23 protein-coding genes are annotated in these 21,186 nt (G+C 61.2%); 9 read left to right on the top strand and 14 right to left on the bottom strand.

All coding sequences use genetic code 11. The annotated features are described in order from the left end of the window. Positions 1–47 precede the first annotated feature (47 nt). The 5 genes from WEA29_08215 to WEA29_08195 all read left to right on the top strand — a co-directional run bounded on the left by WEA29_08215 (position 48) and on the right by WEA29_08195 (position 2,784). On the top strand, positions 48–398 hold the full coding sequence (locus WEA29_08215; protein MEX2323734.1) for a CrcB family protein: 351 nt from the start codon (positions 48–50) through the stop codon (positions 396–398). Next, entirely contained in the window at positions 395–745 is a 351-nt protein-coding gene (locus WEA29_08210) for a CrcB family protein (GenBank protein ID MEX2323733.1), read from the top strand. The genes WEA29_08215 and WEA29_08210 overlap by 4 nt, the downstream gene beginning before the upstream one ends. 23 nt (positions 746–768) lie before the next feature. Then, on the top strand, positions 769–1,161 hold the full coding sequence (locus WEA29_08205) for a DUF190 domain-containing protein (GenBank protein MEX2323732.1): 393 nt from the start codon (positions 769–771) through the stop codon (positions 1,159–1,161). A gap of 73 nt (positions 1,162–1,234) precedes the next feature. After that, positions 1,235–2,386 carry an MFS transporter gene (locus tag WEA29_08200; GenBank protein MEX2323731.1) on the top strand — a complete coding sequence of 384 codons (1,152 nt, stop codon included), beginning with the start codon at positions 1,235–1,237 and terminating at the stop codon, positions 2,384–2,386. A 59-nt stretch (positions 2,387–2,445) separates the two neighbouring features. After that, positions 2,446–2,784 carry a YnfA family protein gene (locus tag WEA29_08195; protein ID MEX2323730.1) on the top strand — a complete coding sequence of 113 codons (339 nt, stop codon included), beginning with the start codon at positions 2,446–2,448 and terminating at the stop codon, positions 2,782–2,784. 450 nt (positions 2,785–3,234) lie between these two features. Here the strand turns inward: WEA29_08195 and WEA29_08190 are convergent, their stop codons facing one another. Next, positions 3,235–4,059, bottom strand: coding sequence for an AAA family ATPase (locus tag WEA29_08190; GenBank protein ID MEX2323729.1), 825 nt, complete (start codon positions 4,057–4,059; stop codon positions 3,235–3,237). 653 nt (positions 4,060–4,712) lie between these two features. On the opposite strand from WEA29_08190, the gene WEA29_08185 reads away from it, so the two are divergent. Then, the gene (locus tag WEA29_08185; GenBank protein MEX2323728.1) at positions 4,713–5,483 is read left to right on the top strand and encodes an IclR family transcriptional regulator; all 771 of its coding nucleotides are present in this window, start codon (positions 4,713–4,715) and stop codon (positions 5,481–5,483) included. A 2-nt stretch (positions 5,484–5,485) separates the two neighbouring features. Here the strand turns inward: WEA29_08185 and WEA29_08180 are convergent, their stop codons facing one another. From WEA29_08180 to WEA29_08140, 9 genes are read right to left on the bottom strand one after another with little or no spacing between them, the layout of a single operon-like run. Continuing rightward, the gene (locus tag WEA29_08180; GenBank protein MEX2323727.1) at positions 5,486–6,946 is read right to left on the bottom strand and encodes a dihydroorotase family protein; all 1,461 of its coding nucleotides are present in this window, start codon (positions 6,944–6,946) and stop codon (positions 5,486–5,488) included. A 47-nt stretch (positions 6,947–6,993) separates the two neighbouring features. Continuing rightward, entirely contained in the window at positions 6,994–8,358 is a 1,365-nt protein-coding gene (locus WEA29_08175) for an FAD-dependent oxidoreductase (GenBank protein ID MEX2323726.1), read from the bottom strand. Next, on the bottom strand, positions 8,355–9,002 hold the full coding sequence (locus WEA29_08170) for an aspartate/glutamate racemase family protein (GenBank protein MEX2323725.1): 648 nt from the start codon (positions 9,000–9,002) through the stop codon (positions 8,355–8,357). The genes WEA29_08175 and WEA29_08170 overlap by 4 nt, the downstream gene beginning before the upstream one ends. A 1-nt stretch (position 9,003) precedes the next feature. Beyond that, on the bottom strand, positions 9,004–10,326 hold the full coding sequence (locus tag WEA29_08165; protein MEX2323724.1) for an MmgE/PrpD family protein: 1,323 nt from the start codon (positions 10,324–10,326) through the stop codon (positions 9,004–9,006). Between the two features lie 20 nt (positions 10,327–10,346). Next, positions 10,347–11,048 carry an ABC transporter ATP-binding protein gene (locus tag WEA29_08160; protein MEX2323723.1) on the bottom strand — a complete coding sequence of 234 codons (702 nt, stop codon included), beginning with the start codon at positions 11,046–11,048 and terminating at the stop codon, positions 10,347–10,349. Continuing rightward, positions 11,035–11,760 carry an ABC transporter ATP-binding protein gene (locus tag WEA29_08155; protein MEX2323722.1) on the bottom strand — a complete coding sequence of 242 codons (726 nt, stop codon included), beginning with the start codon at positions 11,758–11,760 and terminating at the stop codon, positions 11,035–11,037. Before WEA29_08155 ends, WEA29_08160 begins: the two co-directional genes overlap by 14 nt. A gap of 5 nt (positions 11,761–11,765) precedes the next feature. Then, complete coding sequence (locus WEA29_08150) at positions 11,766–12,725, bottom strand: branched-chain amino acid ABC transporter permease (protein MEX2323721.1); 960 nt, start codon at positions 12,723–12,725, stop codon at positions 11,766–11,768. A gap of 56 nt (positions 12,726–12,781) precedes the next feature. Then, positions 12,782–13,768 carry a branched-chain amino acid ABC transporter permease gene (locus WEA29_08145; GenBank protein ID MEX2323720.1) on the bottom strand — a complete coding sequence of 329 codons (987 nt, stop codon included), beginning with the start codon at positions 13,766–13,768 and terminating at the stop codon, positions 12,782–12,784. Between the two features lie 30 nt (positions 13,769–13,798). Continuing rightward, positions 13,799–15,082 (bottom strand): ABC transporter substrate-binding protein, encoded by a 1,284-nt coding sequence (locus WEA29_08140; protein MEX2323719.1) that lies wholly within the window; start codon positions 15,080–15,082, stop codon positions 13,799–13,801. Positions 15,083–15,194: 112 nt separating this feature from the next. Between WEA29_08140 and WEA29_08135 the strand changes: the two genes are divergently transcribed. Then, on the top strand, positions 15,195–15,581 hold the full coding sequence (locus WEA29_08135) for a nuclear transport factor 2 family protein (protein ID MEX2323718.1): 387 nt from the start codon (positions 15,195–15,197) through the stop codon (positions 15,579–15,581). Positions 15,582–15,662: 81 nt separating this feature from the next. Here the strand turns inward: WEA29_08135 and WEA29_08130 are convergent, their stop codons facing one another. From WEA29_08130 to WEA29_08115, 4 genes are read right to left on the bottom strand one after another with little or no spacing between them, the layout of a single operon-like run. After that, positions 15,663–16,379 (bottom strand): SDR family oxidoreductase, encoded by a 717-nt coding sequence (locus WEA29_08130; protein ID MEX2323717.1) that lies wholly within the window; start codon positions 16,377–16,379, stop codon positions 15,663–15,665. Between the two features lie 14 nt (positions 16,380–16,393). After that, entirely contained in the window at positions 16,394–17,794 is a 1,401-nt protein-coding gene (locus WEA29_08125) for an MmgE/PrpD family protein (GenBank protein ID MEX2323716.1), read from the bottom strand. Beyond that, positions 17,787–18,605 (bottom strand): cyclase family protein, encoded by an 819-nt coding sequence (locus WEA29_08120; GenBank protein MEX2323715.1) that lies wholly within the window; start codon positions 18,603–18,605, stop codon positions 17,787–17,789. Before WEA29_08120 ends, WEA29_08125 begins: the two co-directional genes overlap by 8 nt. Further along, positions 18,602–19,801: a CoA transferase gene (locus WEA29_08115; GenBank protein MEX2323714.1), complete on the bottom strand. Its 1,200-nt coding sequence runs from the start codon at positions 19,799–19,801 to the stop codon at positions 18,602–18,604. The genes WEA29_08120 and WEA29_08115 overlap by 4 nt, the downstream gene beginning before the upstream one ends. Here WEA29_08115 and WEA29_08110 point away from each other — a divergent pair, their 5' ends adjacent. Both WEA29_08110 and WEA29_08105 read left to right on the top strand, forming a co-directional pair. After that, the gene (locus WEA29_08110) at positions 19,802–20,794 is read left to right on the top strand and encodes a CoA ester lyase (GenBank protein ID MEX2323713.1); all 993 of its coding nucleotides are present in this window, start codon (positions 19,802–19,804) and stop codon (positions 20,792–20,794) included. It begins immediately after the preceding gene. Between the two features lie 3 nt (positions 20,795–20,797). Beyond that, positions 20,798–21,166, top strand: a complete 369-nt coding sequence (locus tag WEA29_08105) for a hypothetical protein (GenBank protein ID MEX2323712.1) — start codon at positions 20,798–20,800, stop codon at positions 21,164–21,166. Positions 21,167–21,186 lie beyond the last annotated feature (20 nt).

Raw genomic sequence — 21,186 nt, 5'->3', positions numbered from 1 at the left:
CGTTGGTTGCTGGGAGTCGTCCCGCATCGCTAGAGAGGGTTCTCGCGGTGCTGGCCGGGGGGCTGGTGGGCTCGGCGGCGCGGCTCGGGGTCGGGGCGGCGCTCGGGTGGGAACCCGGAGGATGGCCTGTGGCCACCCTGGCGGTGAATGTGGTGGGTGCGGGTGTGCTCGGCTGGTACCTGGCTCGACGTGCTCGGTCTGCGTCACCGTGGTGGTCCTTAGGCTTCTGGGCGATCGGGGTGCTCGGTTCATTCACCACGTTCTCGGCGCTAGGTGTCGAGGCGGTCGCTCTCCTCGAGGCAGGGCGCGTCGTGGCGGCCGGGTGCTACGTGGTGGTGTCGGCGCTGGCCGGGTTGGTGGTGGCGGGCGTCGGTTACCGCCTCGGGGAGGGGCGATGACGGAACTCGCTGTGGTGGTGGCCGGAGGGGTCGGGGCTGCCGGGCGCTACTGGGTTGCCGGGATGGTCCAGCGGAGCACCTCAGGACGCTTCCCGGTGGGCACCCTTGCCGTGAATCTCTCTGGGAGCTTGCTGGCGGGGTTCGTCCTGGCGGCTACCCCAGCAGGAAGCATCGCCAGGGTGTCCCTCATCGGCTTCGCCGCCGGGTTCACCACGTTCTCCACCTGGAGTACCGAGAGCCTCGCCATGCTTCAGACGGGGGAAAGGGTGAGGGCGGCAGTCAACCTGGCGGGGATGCTGGTGGCTGGGATAGGGCTCTGCGTACTTGGCTATGTGATGGCAGACTGAGACGACTCGGGAAAGGACGGCCAATGGATACTCCCATCATCGATGCGGAACGGTCGGTCCGCGGCTCCGACGACGAGCGGTTACTGCTGCGAATCTTCATCGGCGAGGACGACCGCCATGAGGGTCGCCCCTTGTACCAAGCCATAGTCGAGACTCTGCGAGCGAACGACCTGGCTGGCGCCACGGTACTCAAGGGCATCGAGGGGTTCGGCAAGTCGAGCCGGCTCCACACCTCCTCGGTGCTACGGCTGTCGGAGGACTTACCCATCCTCATCGAGTGCGTCTCACGCACCGACAAGATCGAGCAAATCCTCCCAGTGCTCGACGCGATGATCGGTGACGGTCTGATCACCACCCAGCCTGTCACAGTCCGTGTGTATCGAGCGGAAGGGCCCGCCCGCCCGGCCGACCGGTAGGGGGAGTTGCGCAGTAGGCAGAGTGAGTACGCGGCCAGAACCCGAGCGGCCTCGCTTGTCACCCTGGCGGTTTGTGGTCACCTTCGGCGTCGTCAGTCTGCTGGTGGACGTTGTCTATGAGGGTGCCCGCTCTGTCGCCGGGCCGTTCCTTGGCTCGCTGGGAGCATCGGCGCTGATGATTGGCGCCATCACGGGGGCTGGCGAGGCAACGGCTCTGATTCTCCGCGTGGTCAGTGGTCCGGCTGCCGATCGGTCCCGGCGGTACTGGGCTTGGGTGATTGCTGGCTACGTAATCACCGTCGTCGCTGTGCCTGCCCTGGCCTTACCGGTTGGTCTGTTTGGTGCGTCAGCCCTGATCATTATGGAGCGCGTCGGCAAGGCGGTCCGCAGCCCGGCCAAGGATGCTCTGATCGCCAACGCCGGAAGCAGCACTGGTCGCGGGAAGGCGTTTGCAGTTCACGAGGCACTGGATCAGGCGGGCGCCTTCATCGGCCCCCTAGTGGTAGCTGCCGCTCTGGCCGCAACGGGCGGCTACCGCTTGGGCTTCGGAGTACTCGCAGTCCCGGGATTGATGGCCGTCGTCATCCTTGTCTGGCTGGCGCGCAGAGTCCCCAACCCGGCCGTCTACGAAGAGCGCACTGCCGACATCCAGGCAGGCGATGCCCCAGCGGCGAAGCTACCGCCTGCCTTTTGGCGCTATGCGGTGTTCACCAGCCTGACCATGGCCGGGTACGCCACATTCGGCCTGATCGGGTACCACCTGTCATCTCGGGAACTGGTGCCTGCGGCCGCGGTGCCCCTGATCTACGCGCTGGCAATGGGAACAGACGCTCTGGCTGCCCTGGTAACCGGACACCTGTATGACCGATATGGCTTTCGAGTCCTGATTGTTCTGCCTGTCCTGGCAGGGTTGGGCACCGTGCTGGCCTTCAGCGGTACCGCCGCAGTCGCCATCTTCGGTGTTGTGGTCTGGGGAATGGCGATGGGGGTGCAAGAGAGCACGCTACGTGCCGGTGTGGCCGATCTGGTGCCCGCAGCAAGACGAGCGAGTGCCTACGGCGTCTTTGCAGCGGCCTATGGCGGGGCCTGGTTCGTCGGGAGCACTGTGCTGGGCTACCTGTACGGGAGAACGGCAACGGGTTTGATAGTCGCTTGTCTGGTACTGCAGCTTTCTGCACTTTTCGTGCTGCTGGCCACAAGAAGTTCAACGCCCGGTCCGAGCTGAGGAGCCAATACTCATAAGATACGCCCCACGGTCAGCCGGCTGACAGGGTCCCGTGATTTATGTCCATCCTGAGATCGATCGGACTGTTCGTCATCGCCGCCATCGCCGAGATCGGCGGCGCCTGGCTCGTCTGGCAAGGCTTCAGGGAGAAGCGAGGGCTCGCGTTCATCGGCGCGGGAGTGATCGCCCTCGGCCTCTACGGGTTCTTTGCCACCTTCCAACCGAGCCCCCATTTCGGACGCATCCTCGCCGCCTACGGCGGAGTCTTCGTTGCGGGTAGCCTCGCTTGGGGATTCGTCTTCGACGGGTTCCGACCCGACCGCTACGACATCATCGGAGCAGCCGTCTGCCTCCTCGGAGTAGCCGTCATCATGTACGCCTCACGGCCAGGGGGGTGAACCCACCACCCGTACCACTCCCTCGGGTCGTGAGCCGAATCCAGGGTAAAGGTCTGCTAGGTGAATGCCTGCTCAGAGCCACACAATTGGCGTCTCCCCCACAGTCGTGGTCGTGAGCAGAACGGCAGCCTCGTCGTTGTGAACTCGACAACGCTTGGTGGGCCTAACACGATGGAACGCGAACCACGCGATCACGGCCACCGCAGGGCTGGGTACCCGCTCGTGGAGGAGGGCCGACCGGCGTCTCTGGTGGGCCCACCAGGATGGAACGCGAACAAGGGCAACGGCGCGGCACCAATCCCTATGGACTTCCCCGTGGCGAGAGCCTCCCGGGAGCAGTGTCAAGAACAAGGACACGAGGATGGATGAGATCTAGCGACATCCGGTCCAATCCTCTAGTCCCCGCTTCGGCAACTGCCAGCGGAGCGCTAAGAGCCCGCGGCTTCCTGCTCAACACGGGCAATGAAATCGGCGACGACTGTGACATGAGCATCCTGGTTTTCCAGCAGCCAACGGCAGACCGTCCGGGCTCAGGGCCACGGTGTAAAGGAGCTCCATAGCTGCGTCAGGTAGGCGCTCGGCATTGGCGAGGATGACGTTCTGGATGGTCGACGGGAGGTCGCGGTCGGGATGACGCAGCACCTCCTCGACATAGAATGGGTTGCCGCCGGTCAGCTCGTAGGTCCGCAAGGGATCAACACCCCGACCCCGGGTCATCTCCTCGACTCCGGCGAGGCTCAACGAGGGGAGCTCGACCCGGAGCGCCGTCGGACCGAGGTCGGCGACCACCAGGCGAAGGGGAGGATTGAGCGCCAGCTCCTCCGGCCTGAAGGTGACAATGAGGGTGCTGTTGGTCGCTTGGATACGCCGCCCCAGATAGCGGATCAGACCGAGGGTGGCCTCGTCGGCCCAATGCACATCCTCGATAGCCAAGACCACCCGATCGTTCTTGATGAGGTCGAGCATCCCGGCGTACACCCCGGGGCGTCCGGTTCCAGAGCGCACGTCGGCTCTGAGATCGTCGGGAAGGTCGTCGAGAAGATCGAAGAGGGGGGCGAAGGCTGCTGGAATCCCCACCGGCTCGCATGCCGCCGTCAACAGCCGGTAACGGTGGTCCAGATCCTTCAGCACATGGTCGAGGAGTGAGGTCTTGCCGTGGCCAGCCTCGCCGGAGAGGAGCACCACCCGCCCAGCTTCCGCCGAGCCTTTCACAGCCTCCATGACGGCAGCGAGATACCCGTCTCTCTCGACGAGCGTCGGACTCGTAGCCATCATGAGCCGAGCATACAGAGGGTGACATCCGGACGCTGCTGGCCATCCGAGGGGAGCTTGTCATCGGGCTCAGCACCGACCAACGACAGGGCAGCAGCAAGGGTCCGGCATCTCGGTTGAGATCGCGGCGACTCGGAGTGGTCATCCCCGAAGACCAGCGGCCGCAAAGCCCCCGCACGGTGGGCCTAATAGGACAGCTTTCACACCTGAAGATTTCTGGAAGACTGACGCCAGAACCCGCCGAGTCGCTGTGCCAACGCGGAGTCGCCGTTAGTATGCCCATGAGCAACTCGCGAGTTCTCACCGGCTCCAGTGGCGACAAAGGCGCCGTGAGGGCTGGCATCCGAACCTCCACGCTTCGGGTTATGAGCCAGATGAGGTCGGTCCCGGGGCATGCCCTCCCTGCTTATTGCCTCCTGTCAGGCGCCACAATGGAATCCGAGGACTTTCGTCCCCTCACTTACTCTCCCGTGGCTGCTGGTCCCTCGGCGTTCGTGATCATTCTGTGATCCCACAGGACACCTTGAGGTCTCCGAATGCGCCGACTGCTGAGCCAAGCGAACGAAGCTCTGACGCCAGCCATACCGGATCAATGTTCCACTCCGTGGAACAGGCAGGTTATGCTCTGAACCACCCGACGTGAGCTTGACAGAACCTTGGCACAAACCATCACAGCTGTAGAACGAACCGCCGATATCCTCGCTGCATTCGTCCGCTCTGACAGCCCAACGCTGGGAGTCACGGAGATTGCTCAAGAGTTAGGACTATCCAAGGCAGTGGTACATCGCACGCTCAACAGTCTCAAGGAGAAGGGCTTTATCGAGATCGAGCTGGCGTCTCGACGCTATGCGCTCGGTCCTGCTGCGCTAAATGTCGGGCTGGCATTCCTACGCCACGTTGACGTGCGCTCTCTTGCTCGTCCGGTGATGAAAGAGTTGTCGGAGTCAACACGAGAGACTGCCACGCTCTCCATCCGGTCGGGGTGGGATCGCATCTATATCGACCAGATCACGCCGCTCCGCGAGGTCAAGATGACAGTCGAACTCGGCAAGCCTTTCCCTCTTCACGCCGGCAGCTCGTCCAAGTCGCTCCTCGCGTCCCTGCCAAGTGACGACATCGACGAGTACCTCAGCAGGCTCGACCTCCACCGATTCACCGACCTGACCATCACCGACCCGGACCTCTTGCGCCTGGAACTGGCAAAGGTGCGCGCTTCGGGTTTTGCCGTCTCCATGGGTGAACGACAAGCTGATGCGGCCTCCGTTGCCGCTCCTGTCTTCGACCACACAGGCCGACCCATCGCATCAATGAGCCTTTGCGGACCGGTGGAACGATTCGGCGGTCAGCTCCATGAGGCTGCCCCTCTCATCGTCGCAGCGACGCGACAACTCGCCGCGCGGTTAGGTTTTCGACCGGAGACCGGCTGATCTCACCTGGTCGGACGGGACAGGTACCGCCCAGTTGCTCCGCCGATAATCCGGCCGCTGTCAACGATCTGAGCTCCCCGCAAGAACACATGCTTGGTTCGACCGGTCAGCTCCTGCCCCTCAAGAGGCGAATACTCCTGAGTCGATTCAGAATCAGCAGCGCGCACTGTGAAGGTCTCGGTCGGATTCACCAGCACCAGATCGGCGTCGTATCCCTCAGCGATGGTGCCTTTCTGGAGCAGGCCATAACGCTGCGCTGGGTTCCACGAGACCAGCTCGGCGACACGATGGAGAGGTAGCCCGCGCTTGGTGCCTTCACTGAGCAAGCCCGAGAGGAGGAATTCAGTGCTTCCAAACCCCGACTTCGCCAACCACACATTGTCAGGGTCATCACCATCCAACTTCACTTCCTCGCGGCAGCAAGCGTGATCACTCACAACCCAGTCGACATTGCCCTCCAGAACCGCGTCCCACAGCGCGTCGACGTCCTCTCTCGAACGGATCGGAGGGTTGACCTTTCCGTAGTTACCGTTGGCAGTGTCGAAGTCGACCAGAAGGTGGTTGACCGTCACCTCTCGGCGAAAGTCAATTTGAGGAAACACCTGCGCCATACGCATCGCGGCATCCAACGCCTTGGCTGAGCTCAAATGAAGAAGATTGATGTTCGTGCAATCTGTTTCATGAGCGAGATAGGAAGCAATCGTGATCGCCAGACCCTCGGAATGAGGTGGCCTCGCCGCGTCATATGCCGCTAGACCTGACAGCTCACCTGCTTCCTCGACCATCGTGGTGTAGGCGCGCATGATCTCCGCTGTTTCGCAATGCAATGACACTGAGATGTAGGCGGCCTTGTCGGGGAATCGGTCCATGGCCGCTCGAACGCCACGCATGATGAACTCGAAGTGAGCGATGTCGTACCGCTCACCGGGCGGTGTCATGAGGAACGTGCTTTGCTCGTCCGACCGGCCGTGGAGGCCATGGCTTCCATAGAACATGAAGATCTTGTAGGACGAGACTCCAAAACATTCTATCAACTCGGGGATCTCGTCGATGTGCTCAGCCATCATCGGAGCCAGGTGATAGCCGTAGTCCACATACGAACGACCCTTGCTCATTTCGAGCACATCTGGAAAAAAGTCACCGTACGACCCGCCCTTGTTCAGGTAGTACTGACCGGTCCGCATGTAGCTCAGGCCGCTCGTGACCCCACCTGTGGCAGCCGCCCGGCTCTCTGACTCGATGTCCTCACTCAACGGGTGATAGATGCCGAAGTGCATATGGGCATCGACGACACCGGGGAACGCCAAGAGGTCGGAAGCATCCACGACCTCGGTCGCTTCTGACGGATCAACGTCCGGAGCCAAACGAGCAAAGGTTCCATCCTTGATGGCAATGTCGAGTGCCTCCACCTCGGGATGGTTGGGTCGAACGACCCTCGCGTTCTTTACAACGAGATCGAACATGTCATCTCCTCGCTCGAGCAGGCGTCAACCCACATGATGGTCTTCCTTCAGTCCTCATGTCCGCTGTGGCGTCCGGCGAGATATCCGAGCCCCAGAGCCGACAGCAAGCCGTTGCCGGCCAAGTAGCCAGCAGCACCATGGCCCGATATCCCAGCGGCTGCTCCGCCGGCTGCATACACCCCAGGGATCGGCGCACCGTCGCGCAACACGCGGGCGTTCTCATCAACTCGCAGACCGCCTTGCGTGTGGAAGAGGGCCCCCGTCACCTTGATCGAGCCAAAAGGTGGACGAAGAGGCTCCTCCCAAAAGCTCCGACCAAACGGGTCCTCACGCGTTCCAGCGGCGGCTTCGGCGGCAGCGGCCAGAGTGGCTTCAAGTTGCCCCGATGGTGCACCAATCATCCGGGCGAGTTCTCCCGCTCCGTCTGACCAGCGAACGGCTTCAGCCTCCAGAAGGTCTTGATAGTCCTTGAAGACCCGGCACGATTGATCAATACGCTCGTCCAGTATCACCCAGGCAACCCCATCGGACTGCCTCAACACAGGTACGGCGTACTCCGAGTATCCGGTTGTCTCGTCACCAAACCGGCTACCGGCGCTGTTGATCAACATGCCACCGTGCATCACGGTTGCCCACGTCACAAGTATCCCGTGGGGAGTGGCCACCGATCCGTGGCCCTGATATGCGTCGAGGTACCCCGAGTCGGCGCCAAGCGATTCACCAATAGCGAGTGCGTCGCCTGTGCTGCCATCACCGCCGTGGTATCGGGCCCCCCAAATTTCGGGGATATGGCGTGCCACCAGGTCGCTGCGGGCGCCAAACCCATTGGTGGCCAACACCACGCTACGGGGGGTGACCTCTTCGCTGCCCCCGTCGGGGGTTTCGAGGCGTACCGAGATGAGCTGCGTTTGATCATGGCTCACCTCCGCCAGCTTCATCGGTGCAATCAGTGTGACATCGGGCCGTCGTGCGATCTCCTCAAGAAGATATCGGTGGAGCGTGCTCCCTGCTCGATCAAAGACACCAAGGCACCGATCTCGAGAATGACCTGGATATTGAAAGTCGGTAACAAGCTCGAATGGGACGCCTGCACCGTCCGCCATCCACGCCACCAGATCTGGCGCCAGTCTGGTCAACGCTGCGGCGACCACGGGATCAGCCGCGCCCTTCGTTTTGTTCATGATGTCTTCGTAGAACAGCTCCGGAGAATCGTCGATGCCGGCATCGATCTGCCAGCGACTCCCCCCCGCCGGAACCATCGCAGTGCTCATGGCAGTGTTGGAGCCGACTCGGAACGTCTCCTTGGCCTCAACCACTACGACCTGCTGTCCGCGGTCAGCAGCTGCGAGAGCTGCGGCCAAACCAGCAGCGCCAGCCCCCGCCACGAGAACATCCAGCGACCCCTCGCTCACGCCCGATCTCCCGACAACACTTTGACCCGCATCCCGATCAGCCGGAGCGCAAGCCCAGTCGGGTCCACAAGTGGCGGTCCTTCAGTCGAGTGCACCTCAACTGCGGAGCACCCATTGATGATGGCGTCTACCCCGTCGAAATCGCCGGCTGTCGCCCGCTCCGCGACGATCCGGTTCCAGAGGCCGGTGTCGCCGATGTCCTCGAGTGCAAGGTCAAGAATGAGGACGCCTTCAAGGTGAGACGACCAGCCGTAGGCACTGATGCGGGCAGTCAATTCATCGGCTATCGCCTTGTTGCGGGCAACGGCTGCCATTCGCAGGTCGAGCGATCCAAGAAGCGTCGATACCAGTCGAGTAATCCCAAACACCGGAATTGGAGACTCCGCTTGAAGCTGCTCCAGCGCCGGATCGAGCACACAGTCCAAGAAGATGCCGTCGAAGTCGCTGTCGGTTCGCAGTGCCTCGCGATGGACGAGTCGCTCGGAGTCTCGGATCTGACCGGCGGTTTCGAGTCGCTCCGGACCGTCCAGAAGGTTGTCGAGATGGATCGTTACTCCGCTCGGAGCAAGTGCGTCATAGCGAACCTGCCGACGAGCGAGTTCTTGCTCAGGTACGACGATCGGGGTGATGGCGCGCAGCTTCATGTCATCTCCTTGTCACAGCCTGAAAGAGGGGGCCAACACCCTGGTCCTCCAGAAGACGAATCGAATCCTCGAGATCCACGGTTCGCTCGTGCCCGATGAGATCTTCGATCTTGGCGCGCACCTCCGGCCACCCAAATGAGCCTTCAGCGGCATCACCGACCGGCTGTTTGATCTCAGCGACTCGCCGAGAACCATCCTTCATCTGCACTGAGACTCGAGCACCACGCCGTTCCGGAAGTCGCTCCTCGAACTCGTCAGTGGCAACCACATTGACCCGCTCCGCGAGGTTCTTGACGATGAGACTGCTGCGATGAGATTCATCGGCTGAGGTCGGCCCGAACGCTCCTTCGAGCATCGTCACCGCAACAACGAAGGGCACTGAGAACATCGCAGCTAGACGGGTCGGTAGCTCGGTTCGGTTGAGCCTGGCGGCGATCTGATAGGTCTCCACCGTCACCGAATCGATCTCCTCTGCCGGAAGCGGCTCTTGTCCAAGCAGCTTGAGGACGGCATCGGCAGCGGCATGCGTATAGGCACACGCGGCGTGCCGTTTGAAGTAGCCACTCATGATCTCGAACGGTTCTTCGAGGTCAGCAACCAGTGGATCAGGGTCGAAACTGCCGAGGAGATCACCATAAGTAGTGGCAGCCGTCCCATCTACTTTGCCGAATCCGGATGCAGCCAAACGAGCTGCTGCCAAACCAGCGGCGTTGGCTGCTCCAACCCACAAGTTTCTCACTGGATGTCCGGTGAAGGCCGTCTCGAAGTGCGGAGCGAGGCTGAGGCCGGTCGCTGCGTCGATCGCCATAGCGACACCGTCGCCGTCGAGACCCAGAAGCCTGGCTGCCGCTGCGGCCGCGCCAGTCGCACCCCACGTTCCGTGGGGATGGACACCATCGTGAAGTCGAGTGGCCCGACCGAACCTCGCTGCAACCTCATACCCCACCAAGACCGCTTCGAGCCATAATATGCCGTCGTCGGCTCCGAGGGCCAACGCTGCGGGGATGACGTGCGCAGCCGGATGGCCGCGGGCGTATTTGCTACCTTCGTCGAGCTCGAGCGAACAGACGGAAGCTCCATTCACCCAACAGGAATCAACAGCCGTGCCCCATCTCTCGAGTCCGGCAAATGGCGCCGGACCATTCTCCGGGTGACGCTCGGCGAAGGCTTGGCTCTCGGGGGCGGCAGCTCCGGCCATCATGACGCCGAGGGTGTCGAAGACGACGAGCAGGGCGCGATCTCGCACCGATCCTGGCGCATCAGTCCATCTGAAGCCCGCGCACCGAGCGCCCAGCGTCGTGACCGCTTCAGCAACTGACGTCATCATGCCCGATACCGCAAAGTTCAGAGACCAAGGTAGGCCGACCGGACTCGATCATCTCCGAGCAGCTCCTTTCCGGTCCCCTCCAACACGATGTTGCCGCTCTCGAGTACGTACCCGCGGTCAGACAGCTGAAGGGCTTGAGCGGCGTTCTGTTCGACAAGCATCACTGTGACCCCCCGCTTTCCGATGTCGCGGATCACGTTGAAGATGTCGGCTACCAGCATCGGAGCCAGGCCAAGCGACGGTTCATCGAGCATGAGCAATCGAGGTCGCGCCATCAGAGCTCGGCCGATGGCCAGCATCTGCTGTTCTCCACCGCTCAGCGTCGAGACGGTCTGATCAAGGCGCTCCTCGAGGAGCGGGAACAGCTCAAAAACCTCGACAATGGTCCTGTCGGCCTCTTCTCGGCCGCGCCGGTAGGCACCGAGGTGCAGGTTCTCATTCACAGTGAGGTCCGGAAACAGCTTGCGGCCTTCCGGAACCTGCACGAGTCCACCCGCGACGACCCGGCGTGGCTGCCATTCGTGAATCAGAGAACCGTCATAGCTGATCGACCCGGCTGAGGAGCGTACGACACCGGATATGGTCTTCAGGGTTGTGGTCTTGCCAGCTCCGTTGGCGCCGATCAGGGCGACGACTTCCCCTTCCCTCACCTCGAGATCGATCCCGTGGAGGATCTCGAGATCTGCGTAGCCCGCACGGAGACCCTCAATCTCGAGCAATTTGGAACTCCTTTCCGAGGTAGGCCTCCACCACTTTCGGATCCTTAGCAATCTCGCTTGGCAATCCGACGGCCAGCAACTCGCCGTGATGAATCACAGCAATGCGGTCCGACAGAGCCATGATCGCCGCCATCACATGCTCGATCACTACGACCGTTACGCCTCCGTCACGAATCGCCTTGACCAGGGTCACCATCTCTGCACTCTCAGTGGGAGTCAGCCCTGCCAGAACCTCATCGAGAAGAAGAACCTTGGGGTCCGTCGCCAAGGTTCGGGCAAGCTCTAGGCGCTTGCGCCCAGCGAGCGTCAGGCCCTTCGACTGACGATCTGCGAACGCACCCAGCCCTACATACTCAAGTACCGAAGTGGCGTGAGCGGCCGCCTCGATTGGGTCGGACCGACGCAAAAACGCCGCCACCAAGACATTCTCGAAGACCGTCAACCCCCCGAATGGCTTGACGATCTGAAACGTTCGGACCAGACCGCGTTCAGCGATGATGTACGGCGCCAATTGATCGATTCTCTCGCCGTTGAAGACGACCTCACCTTCGTCAGGCGAGATCGCCCCCGAGATCAGGTTGAACAGCGTGGTCTTGCCGGCTCCGTTCGGTCCGATGATTCCGAGAATCTCGCCCTCGGCCACATCGACGCTGATGCCGTCGACCGCAGTGAGGCCACCGAAACGCTTGATGACCCCCTTGACTTCAAGAATCGTGCTCACTGCGCGCTCCTCGTTCTAAACCGATGGAACCAGCCGAGTACCCCGTCGGGAGCGCGGATAATCACCAGAACAAGAATCAGCCCGAATACGACCTGATCGAGCCCATTGGCCCCCTCGATAACTTGGAGGAAAGAAGGAGGATCTCGAACGAGGCTCCGTGTCACCTCTCCGAGCACCGAGAGGATGGCGGCACCCACGACCGGTCCCCATATGGTGCCGACTCCGCCCACAATCGGTCGCAGCAAAATAACGACGGAGACAAAGGGCCCGAACGCCAGGTCGGAGTCGACGAACATGAGAAACATGGCGTAGTAGCCACCGGCAACGGCAGTTATGAAACCACTCGCAGCGATTGCTACCAGCTTGGCTCGCAGCGGATTGATCCCCAGCGATGCCGCTGCATCTTCGTCCTCGCGCACCGCCAGCATCCTGCTCCCCACGCGCGATCTCTTGATGATGATCACTGCCAAAGTGCCAAGAGCAACGAGGCCAAGCGCCACGAAGTATCGAATGGCCGGAGTGTCCTCGAATTGCAGTGATCCCCAGGAATCCCCGCCAGCAAGCGGAATTGTGATTCCGATCCCAGCTCCGACGTAATCAAAGTTGTTGAAAGTCAGCCGAAGCAACTCTGCCAAGGCAAAAGTGGCGAGGGCGAAATAGGCACCCTTAAGCCCGAACCGGAAGGAAATCCAACCTGTCAAGAGCCCAAAGATCGCTGCGACCAGCCCCCCGAGCACAAGACCCAACCATGGAGATATCGAATACTTCGTAAAGATGACGGCGACGGTGTAGGCACCCAGACCAAAGTAAGCGGCGTGTCCGAACGAGAACTGCCCTGCAAACCCTGAAAGCACGTTCCACCCGATTCCGGCCAACGCAAATATGAGGGCTGTCGTGGCTACGGACAGGGTGAAGGTCGAGACCCCGAGCGGCACGAGAGCCAGGACCGTGACCACACCCAGCAGAATGATAAGGTCCTGGGACGAGGCCGCAACAAGCTTTAATAGCCTCGTCATCGCCGGACCCGTCCAAAGATGCCCTCAGGGCGGAACAACAACACCGCAAGGAAGACAACAAAGACTCCGAGGAACTTCGACCCCGGTACGAACAGCTGAGTTAGCTCCTGTGTCAAGCCAATCACGAGCCCACCGACAAGAGCGCCCGGAATCGAGCCCATCCCGCCTAACACCACCACGACGAACGCAATGATCGTAAAGGTCGCGCCGGCTGTCGGGGCGACGAAGAGGAACGGAAGAACCAACGATCCAGCTGCGCCCACACAAGCGGCGCCTATCCCGAACGTGATCATATAGATGCGGCGAACGTCGATCCCGACGAGCTCCGCCCCCTCGGGCTCCTGCGCCGAGGCTCTGATGGCAGTCCCGAGTTGGGTGCGTTGTATGAGCAGGTAGAGGACACCAGCGAGCACCAACGCCGCCAGGAACGCAACCAACTTCGGGAGGCTCACCACGGCGCCAAACACCTTGAGAGGAAAATCAAGAGTCACGACTCCTAGGTCGAACTCGTTCCTTGCGTATGCGAGTTCGATCGACCGAGGAGTGCCGGTGAACAACACAAGCGCAAGGTTCTCGATCATGATCGCAATCCCCAACGTCAACAGCAGTTGGTTGTGGACCGGTGCGTCCATCACCGGATTGATAGCGAATCGTTGAATACCGACACCCACGATGAACAACAGTGGGATGGTGATCAAGAGCGATACGTAGGGGTCCACCCCATAGTTCTGAAAGAGCAAGTAGCTGGCGTAGATGGCGATCGTCATCAGCGCCCCATGAGCGAAGTTGATGATGTCCAGGACACCGAACACCAGGCTCAAACCCATAGCCACCAGGCTGTAGACCCCACCGATCAACAGTCCCGACACGACCGCCTGGGCAAACACCGTGTGGTTCAGGTCCCACCACGCCGTCTGCGGGACGACGCCCGCCATAACGACTGCGAGGCCGGCCCAGACTACTTTGCTGGACCGACCTCGCATGTCGCTTCTTATCTCCTACCGGTTAAGTGCTCAGCTGCCCCACGAGGTGCCGGGGAACACCGGGTCGGTCTCCCTCAGTCCAATTGGGAGGACTTGCTGTACCTTGCCGTCGATCACCTGCATCAGCACCGGCTCGGCGTTTATGTTCTCGCCGGTGTCGTCGAATGTGATCGGGCCTGGATAAGCCAGGAAGTGATCCGCGATGTTCGTCGTGGCAAGTGCTGCCCGAACGTCGGCTGGATCAGAGGACCCAGCCCTCTCTAGGGCGTCGGCAACGACATAGATGGCCTGGTAGGCGAGCATCGCCTCTGTGTCCATCGCCTCGCCGAACCTCGCCTCGAACCTCTCCAAGATGCCAGCCACTGTTGGGTCCGACGAGTTGAAGTGGTAGTTCGAGTTGAAGAACAACTCAGCATCAGCACCGAAGTCCTCGACGAACTGTGGCGTGTGGAAGGCACCCTGAGCGATGCCAACAATGGCCTTTACATCAACTTCCAAATCGATGGCTGCACGAGCTGCCAGCAATCCGTCGTTGTAATACCCGGTAATCACGATCACATCCGGGGACCCGGCTGCGGCCTGGGCCATCTCCGTCGTAAGGTCTGTGACCGAGAACGGAGCATAAGTGATGTCGGTGATCACTTCGATCCCGAGGGCAGCCGCTGCAGTCGTAAAGGCTTCAGAAACTGACACACCGAATCCGGTGTCGTCATGAAGATAGGCCACGGTCTTGATCTCGTCACCGCCGAGCTCGCTAAGGAACTTGGCACCGTTGGTTCCCATACTGGTCGCATTCGGCTGAAGCCGGAACGTGTAGGTGTATCCCTGATCAAGGATCGAATCATCCACAGCAACATCAATCACAAGTGGAACACCCTCGCGCTCAGCGATGGCCGCCACATTGGTGGTCACTGCAGACTGATAGGTACCGATGATTGCTGAAACGCCGGCGCTGATGAGGCGTTCGGCCTCGGACTGGCCTACGTCGGGTGCTCCTGTCGAATCGGCGGAAATCAACTCCAGGGGGGCGCCCCCGAGCGACGTGATGCCGCCTGCAGCGTTGATCTCATCGACAGCCATCCTGGCCCCGTTGTCCATGCGGTTGCCGGCACCAGCCAGACCGCCCGTAAGTGGGTGGATCGCGCCGATTAACACCGGCGCTGGCGGCACCGTCGTTGTAGTCTCTTCTGCCGCGGGCTGTGTCGTCGTAGATGCCGCAGCAGTTGTCGTGGTCCCCGCATCATCGTCTCCGCAGGCCGCCGCGACCAGCACCAACGAGAGCAGCAGGGATAGGAGAATGTTCATTCTTTTCATGCCGACCCTTTCTAACGCTTTCCCCATCTGTTCCGTTCAGCGAAACAGCGTTTCGGAGAGGGATAGAGTGTAGCATAAGCCAAGAGCGGGTGCCAACGGAAAGGTAGGGCCCATGCCAACAAATCCGGTGGAACTCGTACGTGAGTATCTGCTCGCAATGGGGCGACGAGATACGGAGCAAGCTGCCACCTACCTATCCGTCGACCTTCTGCTGGTGTTCCCCCAGGGGCGGTTCGACGGACTCGAACAGCTGACGGCTGCGCTGGCGGACCGGTACCGCTCACTCAACAAGACCCATCACACCTGGGACGTATCCGACCTTGACCCGGAAACTTCGGTCGTGGTCACCACGGGTGATCTCGACGGGATCAACTGCCACGGTGTCGCCTTCAGCAGAATCCGCTTTTGTGACCGCTTCGTAGTCCGCCACGAACTCATCGTGGAACAGCATGTCTGGAATGACCTTGCCGAGTCCGGCGTCTTGTTGCAACACCCCTGAGGGGCACTCCGCGGCATTCGAACCGCAGAATGGAAGGGTTGGAGTCAGCACTTCTCGGTTCATCGCTGCGGAGCCAAAGGCTCACGGGATGGCAGTCCGGCGACCCCCATCCAAGAACAAGGTCGACCCGTTCATGACAGTGGCTGCATCGTCGAGCAGGAGCGAGACAGCCCAGGCCACATCTTGGGGAGTAGCGAAGCGCCCGACCGACGCCTCAGCCAAAAGACGGGAACGCGCTTCTTCAGAAGTCACGTCGGCGGAAATCGCCACGTGCTCGACTAGGCGGTCGACACGCGGGCTGTCAACCGGACCCGGCGCTACCGCGTGACAGGTGATTCCGCGCGGTCCATAGGCGCGGGCCAACTGGCGCACCAATGCGGCCAACGCCGCATTTGCGACGCCCGCGGTGACAGAAGCCGGGATGGGGTCATATCCCAGGTTTCCGGTCACAGCCACGATCCGGCTCCCAGGTACAAAGTGGCGGTCGACGGCTCGGACCAGCCGCAACAAGCCATTCACCTTGATGTCGACGGCGGCAAGCACCGACTGAGGATCGACGTCGGCGATGCCGCCCGCCAAAGGCGGTCCGGCTACATGGACCACGATGCGGACCGGGCCGCTGACGTGATCGCCCACGGCTGCGACAGACGTATCGTCCGTGAGATCAACCTCGATGAGACCCGCTCCTGGGTGGCGAGCCAGCCCAAGTACGCTGAACCCGCGTTCGCTCAGACTCTCCGAGATGACGGTTCCCAGCGCCCCGCTGGCACCCGCCACCACGGCCCACTCCTGATTCATAGCGTTCTCCTGTTTCAGTGCGTGAGTTGCATTAAGCTCGCGATCGACTCCGAGGTTTCGAGCGACCAGATGGCGGCCTCGAGACCGGCAGTCTGTTCGGCCGGAACGCTACGGCGGGCGTTCAGACGGAATTTGAGAGCCAGTTCTTCTGGTGAGAGGGGCCGGTCCGGACCCCCGCGGTTGTGCGTAACCCTCTCGGAGACCTCGGTTCCGTCTCGCAGTCCAAGGGTGAGCACCGCCGGGAACTGATGAGGGAACGCGGCCGTAGCCTCTTCGTCAGCAAAGCAGCGCACCAAACCCGCCAGACGGAGACGTTCTGGATCACGCAATGTCTCGTCGGTGAAGTCGTCGGAATACACCCCGAGGCCACCTCCTCCGATCAACGCAGTGGCCACGGTAAAGGGACCGCTGAACTTGGCGTGATACGGGGTCAGTGGATGAGCCTTCTGCTCGGGGGGTTCAGCGATGGTTCGCAGCACGGGCGCTGGCACGCCGAGGTGGATGGCCACGATATCTGCTGGGTCTACTCCTCGAGAGCGCAGCGCCAACGCAGCATCAATGCCAGCGTGGGTGAAGTGGTTGGTTGGATATGGCTTGTAGAAGATGCGGGGCAACTCCCAGGTTTCACCCAGGCCATTCAGAATCGCTCCTTGGTCAAAACGCCCATCTGAGTACGCCCGGAAGAACCCAAAACGGCCCTCCAGGACTGTCGGAGGCCCGGTCAATCCGTGACGGGCCATCATGGCCGCGTTTACACCAGCGTGAGCCGCCCAACCGCAGTGGACTCTCTTGACTGAGCCGCCGGTCCGGTTGGCCTCGAGCAAACCTGCTCCCATGCTGGACGCAATCCCGATGGCGTGGGCGATCTGTTCTGCATCCAAGCCAAGCAAGGTCGCCGCTGCTGAGGCAGCTCCGAGGGTTCCCACGATGGATGTTGCGTGAAGGCCCTTCTCGAAAAAGATCGAGTTCTTGATCTCGGGGTCATAGGCCGCCATTCCCAATCGCACACAGATTTCATCGCCAATAGCGACAGCCGTCAGAAGATCGCCCCCAGAAGAGCCCTCTGTCTCAGCGACCGCCAAAGCTGCCGGAATGATGGACGCAGACGGGTGCAGGACAGACGGGAGGTGTGTGTCGTCAAAGTCCAGGGCATGAGCCAGCGTCCCATTTACAAGAGCGGCATTCGCGGCGGGCAACCGATCGGCCTGACCCATCGCGGTGGCCTGCTCGGCTCCCCCAGCCTCACGGGCAACTGCGAGAACAATCTGGCTCGGTTGTTCGCTGGTCGCAGCCAACGCGTTGCCGATGATGTCCAGGAGCCGTTCCTTGGCGTCCTGCACAAGATCCGCACCAAGCCCAGCGGATCGGGTGCTCGCAGCGAAGTTACCGAGCGCATGGACGAGTCCGTCAGCCATCGATGATAGCCAGCGGTCGGATCGGAGACCCTGTTCCACCCACGAGTTTGAGAGGGGCGGCGACGAACAGAAACTCCTGCGTTCCCGCCGTTGCCAGCTCAATCAGATTCATGGCCTCCATTATGTGAATACCGAATTCAACCAAGAGAATGCGATGTACCGGCAAGGTGGTGTGTCCGGCACCGGGGCGAATGACCTCATAGGCGATCGTCTCGGCGCCGGTGACGCGAACTTGGCGATCGGCCAGCCACCGACCAGCAGAATCACCTGGTCCGGGAGCCCCGTGTGCTTGCCCACCAAACACCACTGGGTCTTCCCAGTGCACCGACCAACCTGTTCGGATCAGGACCGCGTCGCCCTTACCGACGACGGCTCCGGACGCCTTCTGGGCCGCCGCTAGATCATCAGCAGTGACCTCATACCCGGCGTCGAGGACAGCAACGTCATGGACCGCAGCCACATCCAACAGCACGCCGCGACACACGATCGGCTCGACCATATCGATTCCTAGGGCGCTCAACCCGTGGTTGGACTGCGAATCGGCAGCTGAGACACCTCCGTGCATGAGCCCGTCCTGGGAGACGTGACCGATCGCATCGATATGGGTACCGACATGACCGCCCATCAAGAACATCTCGTTTGCCGCCGATCCTCCATCAGAACGGACCATGTCACCGTGACGACGCATCATCGCCAATTCGAACGCAGGGTGATTGGGTGACACCGGCATGCCGCGCTCCCAGACATGGGCCAGGTCAATCACCCGAGACTTTGCAATGGTCTCCCATGTCAATCCCCAGGGTGCTGTCATATGACTCCCTTGTCTGCCAGTTCAAGTAGTTCACCATCGGTCAGGCCCAACTCATGGAGGTAGATGTCGCGGTTGTCTTCTCCCAGCTTGCGTCCGGCCCACCGGATCTCTCCCGGTGTCTCTGATAGTCGAAACATCACGTTCTGCATCTTGACACTGCCCAACTCAGCGTCGTCGACGGTTGCGATTGTTCCGAGCGCCTCATACTGAGGATCCTGCATGATCTGCTCGATGTCATAGATCGGAGCAACCGCAGCCTCGGCTGCTTCGAACGCCTCGACAACCTGGTCAAGGTTTCGCTCGGATATCCATCCTCCAACGTATCCATCGAGCTCTTCGGCGTGTTGGGCGCGCTCTGTGCCGCTTCGAAACCACGGCTGGTCGATCACCTCAGGATGCCCGACAAGCCTCATCACCCTCTCTGCGACCGACTGTGCACTTGTCGAGACAGCCACCCATTTGTGGTCAGAGGTGCGATAGGTGTTGCGCGGCGCATTGTTGACTGAACGATTCCCCGAACGTGCCTGCACGATGCCGAGCTGGTCGTAAACGATTGGCTGCGGCCCAAGGATCGTCAGGATCGGCTCAATGATTGCAAGGTCGATTACTTGGCCGTGACCGTCGTGAACATCCCGGTGATAGAGGGCTAGGAGTACAGCGTTTGCAGTGGCCTGAGCCGCAATTCCGTCTGCGAGGCCGAAAGGCGGCAGCGTTGGGGGTCCGTCAGGTTCGCCGGTGATGTGGGCAAAACCGCTCATTGCCTCCGCTAGCGTTCCAAACCCGGGCCGGGTCGCATATGGGCCGATCTGTCCGAAGCCGGTCACTCGGGCGACCACCAGCTTCGGATTGATTTCGTGGAGTCGTTTGGGAGCGAGATTCCATCGCTCGAGAGTGCCAGGGCGGAAATTCTCGATCAGAACGTCAGCAGATTCCACCAGTCTTTCCATGAGGGCTTGACCTTCGGCAAGCGAGAGATTCAGAGTGATCGCGCGCTTGTTGCGGCTCAGCATCTTCCACCACAGAGGTACGCCGTTCTTGCTGTGCCCGTGTCCTCGTAACGGATCGCCTCGCGGGTGCTCGATCTTGATCACCTCGGCGCCGAAATCGGCCAAGATTGTGGCGGCGAGGGGCCCTGCAAATAGGGTTGACGCATCAATGATGCGCAATCCCTGCAGTGCTTGAGAATTCGGAGTCATGTGTGTTCCGCTCACTGGAATAGCGTTTCGTTCTCAATATATCAGGGCTACGCTCGTCACTACCAGCCCAACCGAAAGAACCCGCAGGTGTCAGCGTCCATCCCCCCACCAAACTTCGCGGCGAGCCGGAGCTTCCTCTATGTCCCGGGTGATCGACTCGACATGCTCTCCAAGTCGACTGGCCGAGGCGCCGACGCCGTCATAGTGGATCTCGAAGACGGCGTCGCGGCCGGCTCCAAGGACCAAGCGCGGGAAATCGTCGGTTCTTGGCTGAGCGAACAGACTCGAGACGGAGCGGCCGCCCTCTGGGTGCGCGTCAACTCGCAACCCGACCTATCCCGCCACGATCTAGAGGTTGTGGTGCAACCCGCGCTCACGGGCGTGTACATCCCAAAAGTGAGTGCCCCCTCAGATGTCGAGACGGTGGCCGTTTGGCTCGATGAACTCGAGGCTTCGAGCAACCTCAGGCCTGGAAGGGTGCGAATCGCCCCCCTGTTGGAGACCGCGGCTGGGGTTCTCGCAGCTCAAGCCATAGCCACCGCACCCCGGGTCTCGCATTTGGCGATCGGAGAGGCCGATTTGGCTGCCGACCTTCGCATGCGCCCCTCTCTCGACGGACGGGAAATGAATTCAATCCGAATAGCCATCGTGCTGGCCTCGGCCGCAGTCAGACTCGGCCCGCCTATCGGACCAGTGCTCACATCATTCCGGGACCTCGATTTGCTGCGTACGACTTCCGAGGAACTTCGCCGAATGGGGTATGGAGGGCGTGCCGCCATCCATCCTGACCAGGTCCCGATCATCAACGGAACGTTCTCGCCGAGCGAGGCAGAGCTGACCATTGCTCGTGACGCGGTGGGTCGCTTCGAAGCAGCTCACGCGGCGGGCAGCGCCATCACAGTTGCGGAGGACGGATCGCTCATCGACGAAGCAGTGGTGCGCCTCGCCCGAATCACGCTGTCATACCGAAACTCAATAGCCGCGGAGGAATGATCCATGAGAAACACCGCCGTAAAGGCGATCCTCGGATACGACATCATCGACGGTGTGGATGTCGATGAGTATGAGCAGTGGCTGTGGGATGTACACGTCCCAGATCTTCTCTCCAATCCGTTCCTAGACAGTTTGGTATTCAATACCGTGATTCGGCCGATCACAGCTACCAGTTCGGGCTCAGCAACTGCCGAGGATCCACAGACGTTCTACCGGATCGCAGAGCTGCGATTCGAGGATCATGAGGCCTACGACGCCTATCTCCAATGGTTCAGGGACAACCCGATTCCGCCTGAGCGAGGACCTGCGGGAAGGACGAGCTTTCGGTTCTACGTTCTCACCGACAGCGTGGAGGCAAGACGTGCTGACTAGCCGAGGTTGAACGCGAGAAG

The sequence above is a fragment of the Acidimicrobiia bacterium genome (assembly GCA_040902765.1).
Taxonomy (GTDB): domain Bacteria; phylum Actinomycetota; class Acidimicrobiia; order Spongiisociales; family UBA11373; genus DATKBG01.
The sequence above is the reverse complement of the archived record's forward strand: the minus strand, read 5'-3'. Positions and strand labels throughout refer to the sequence as shown.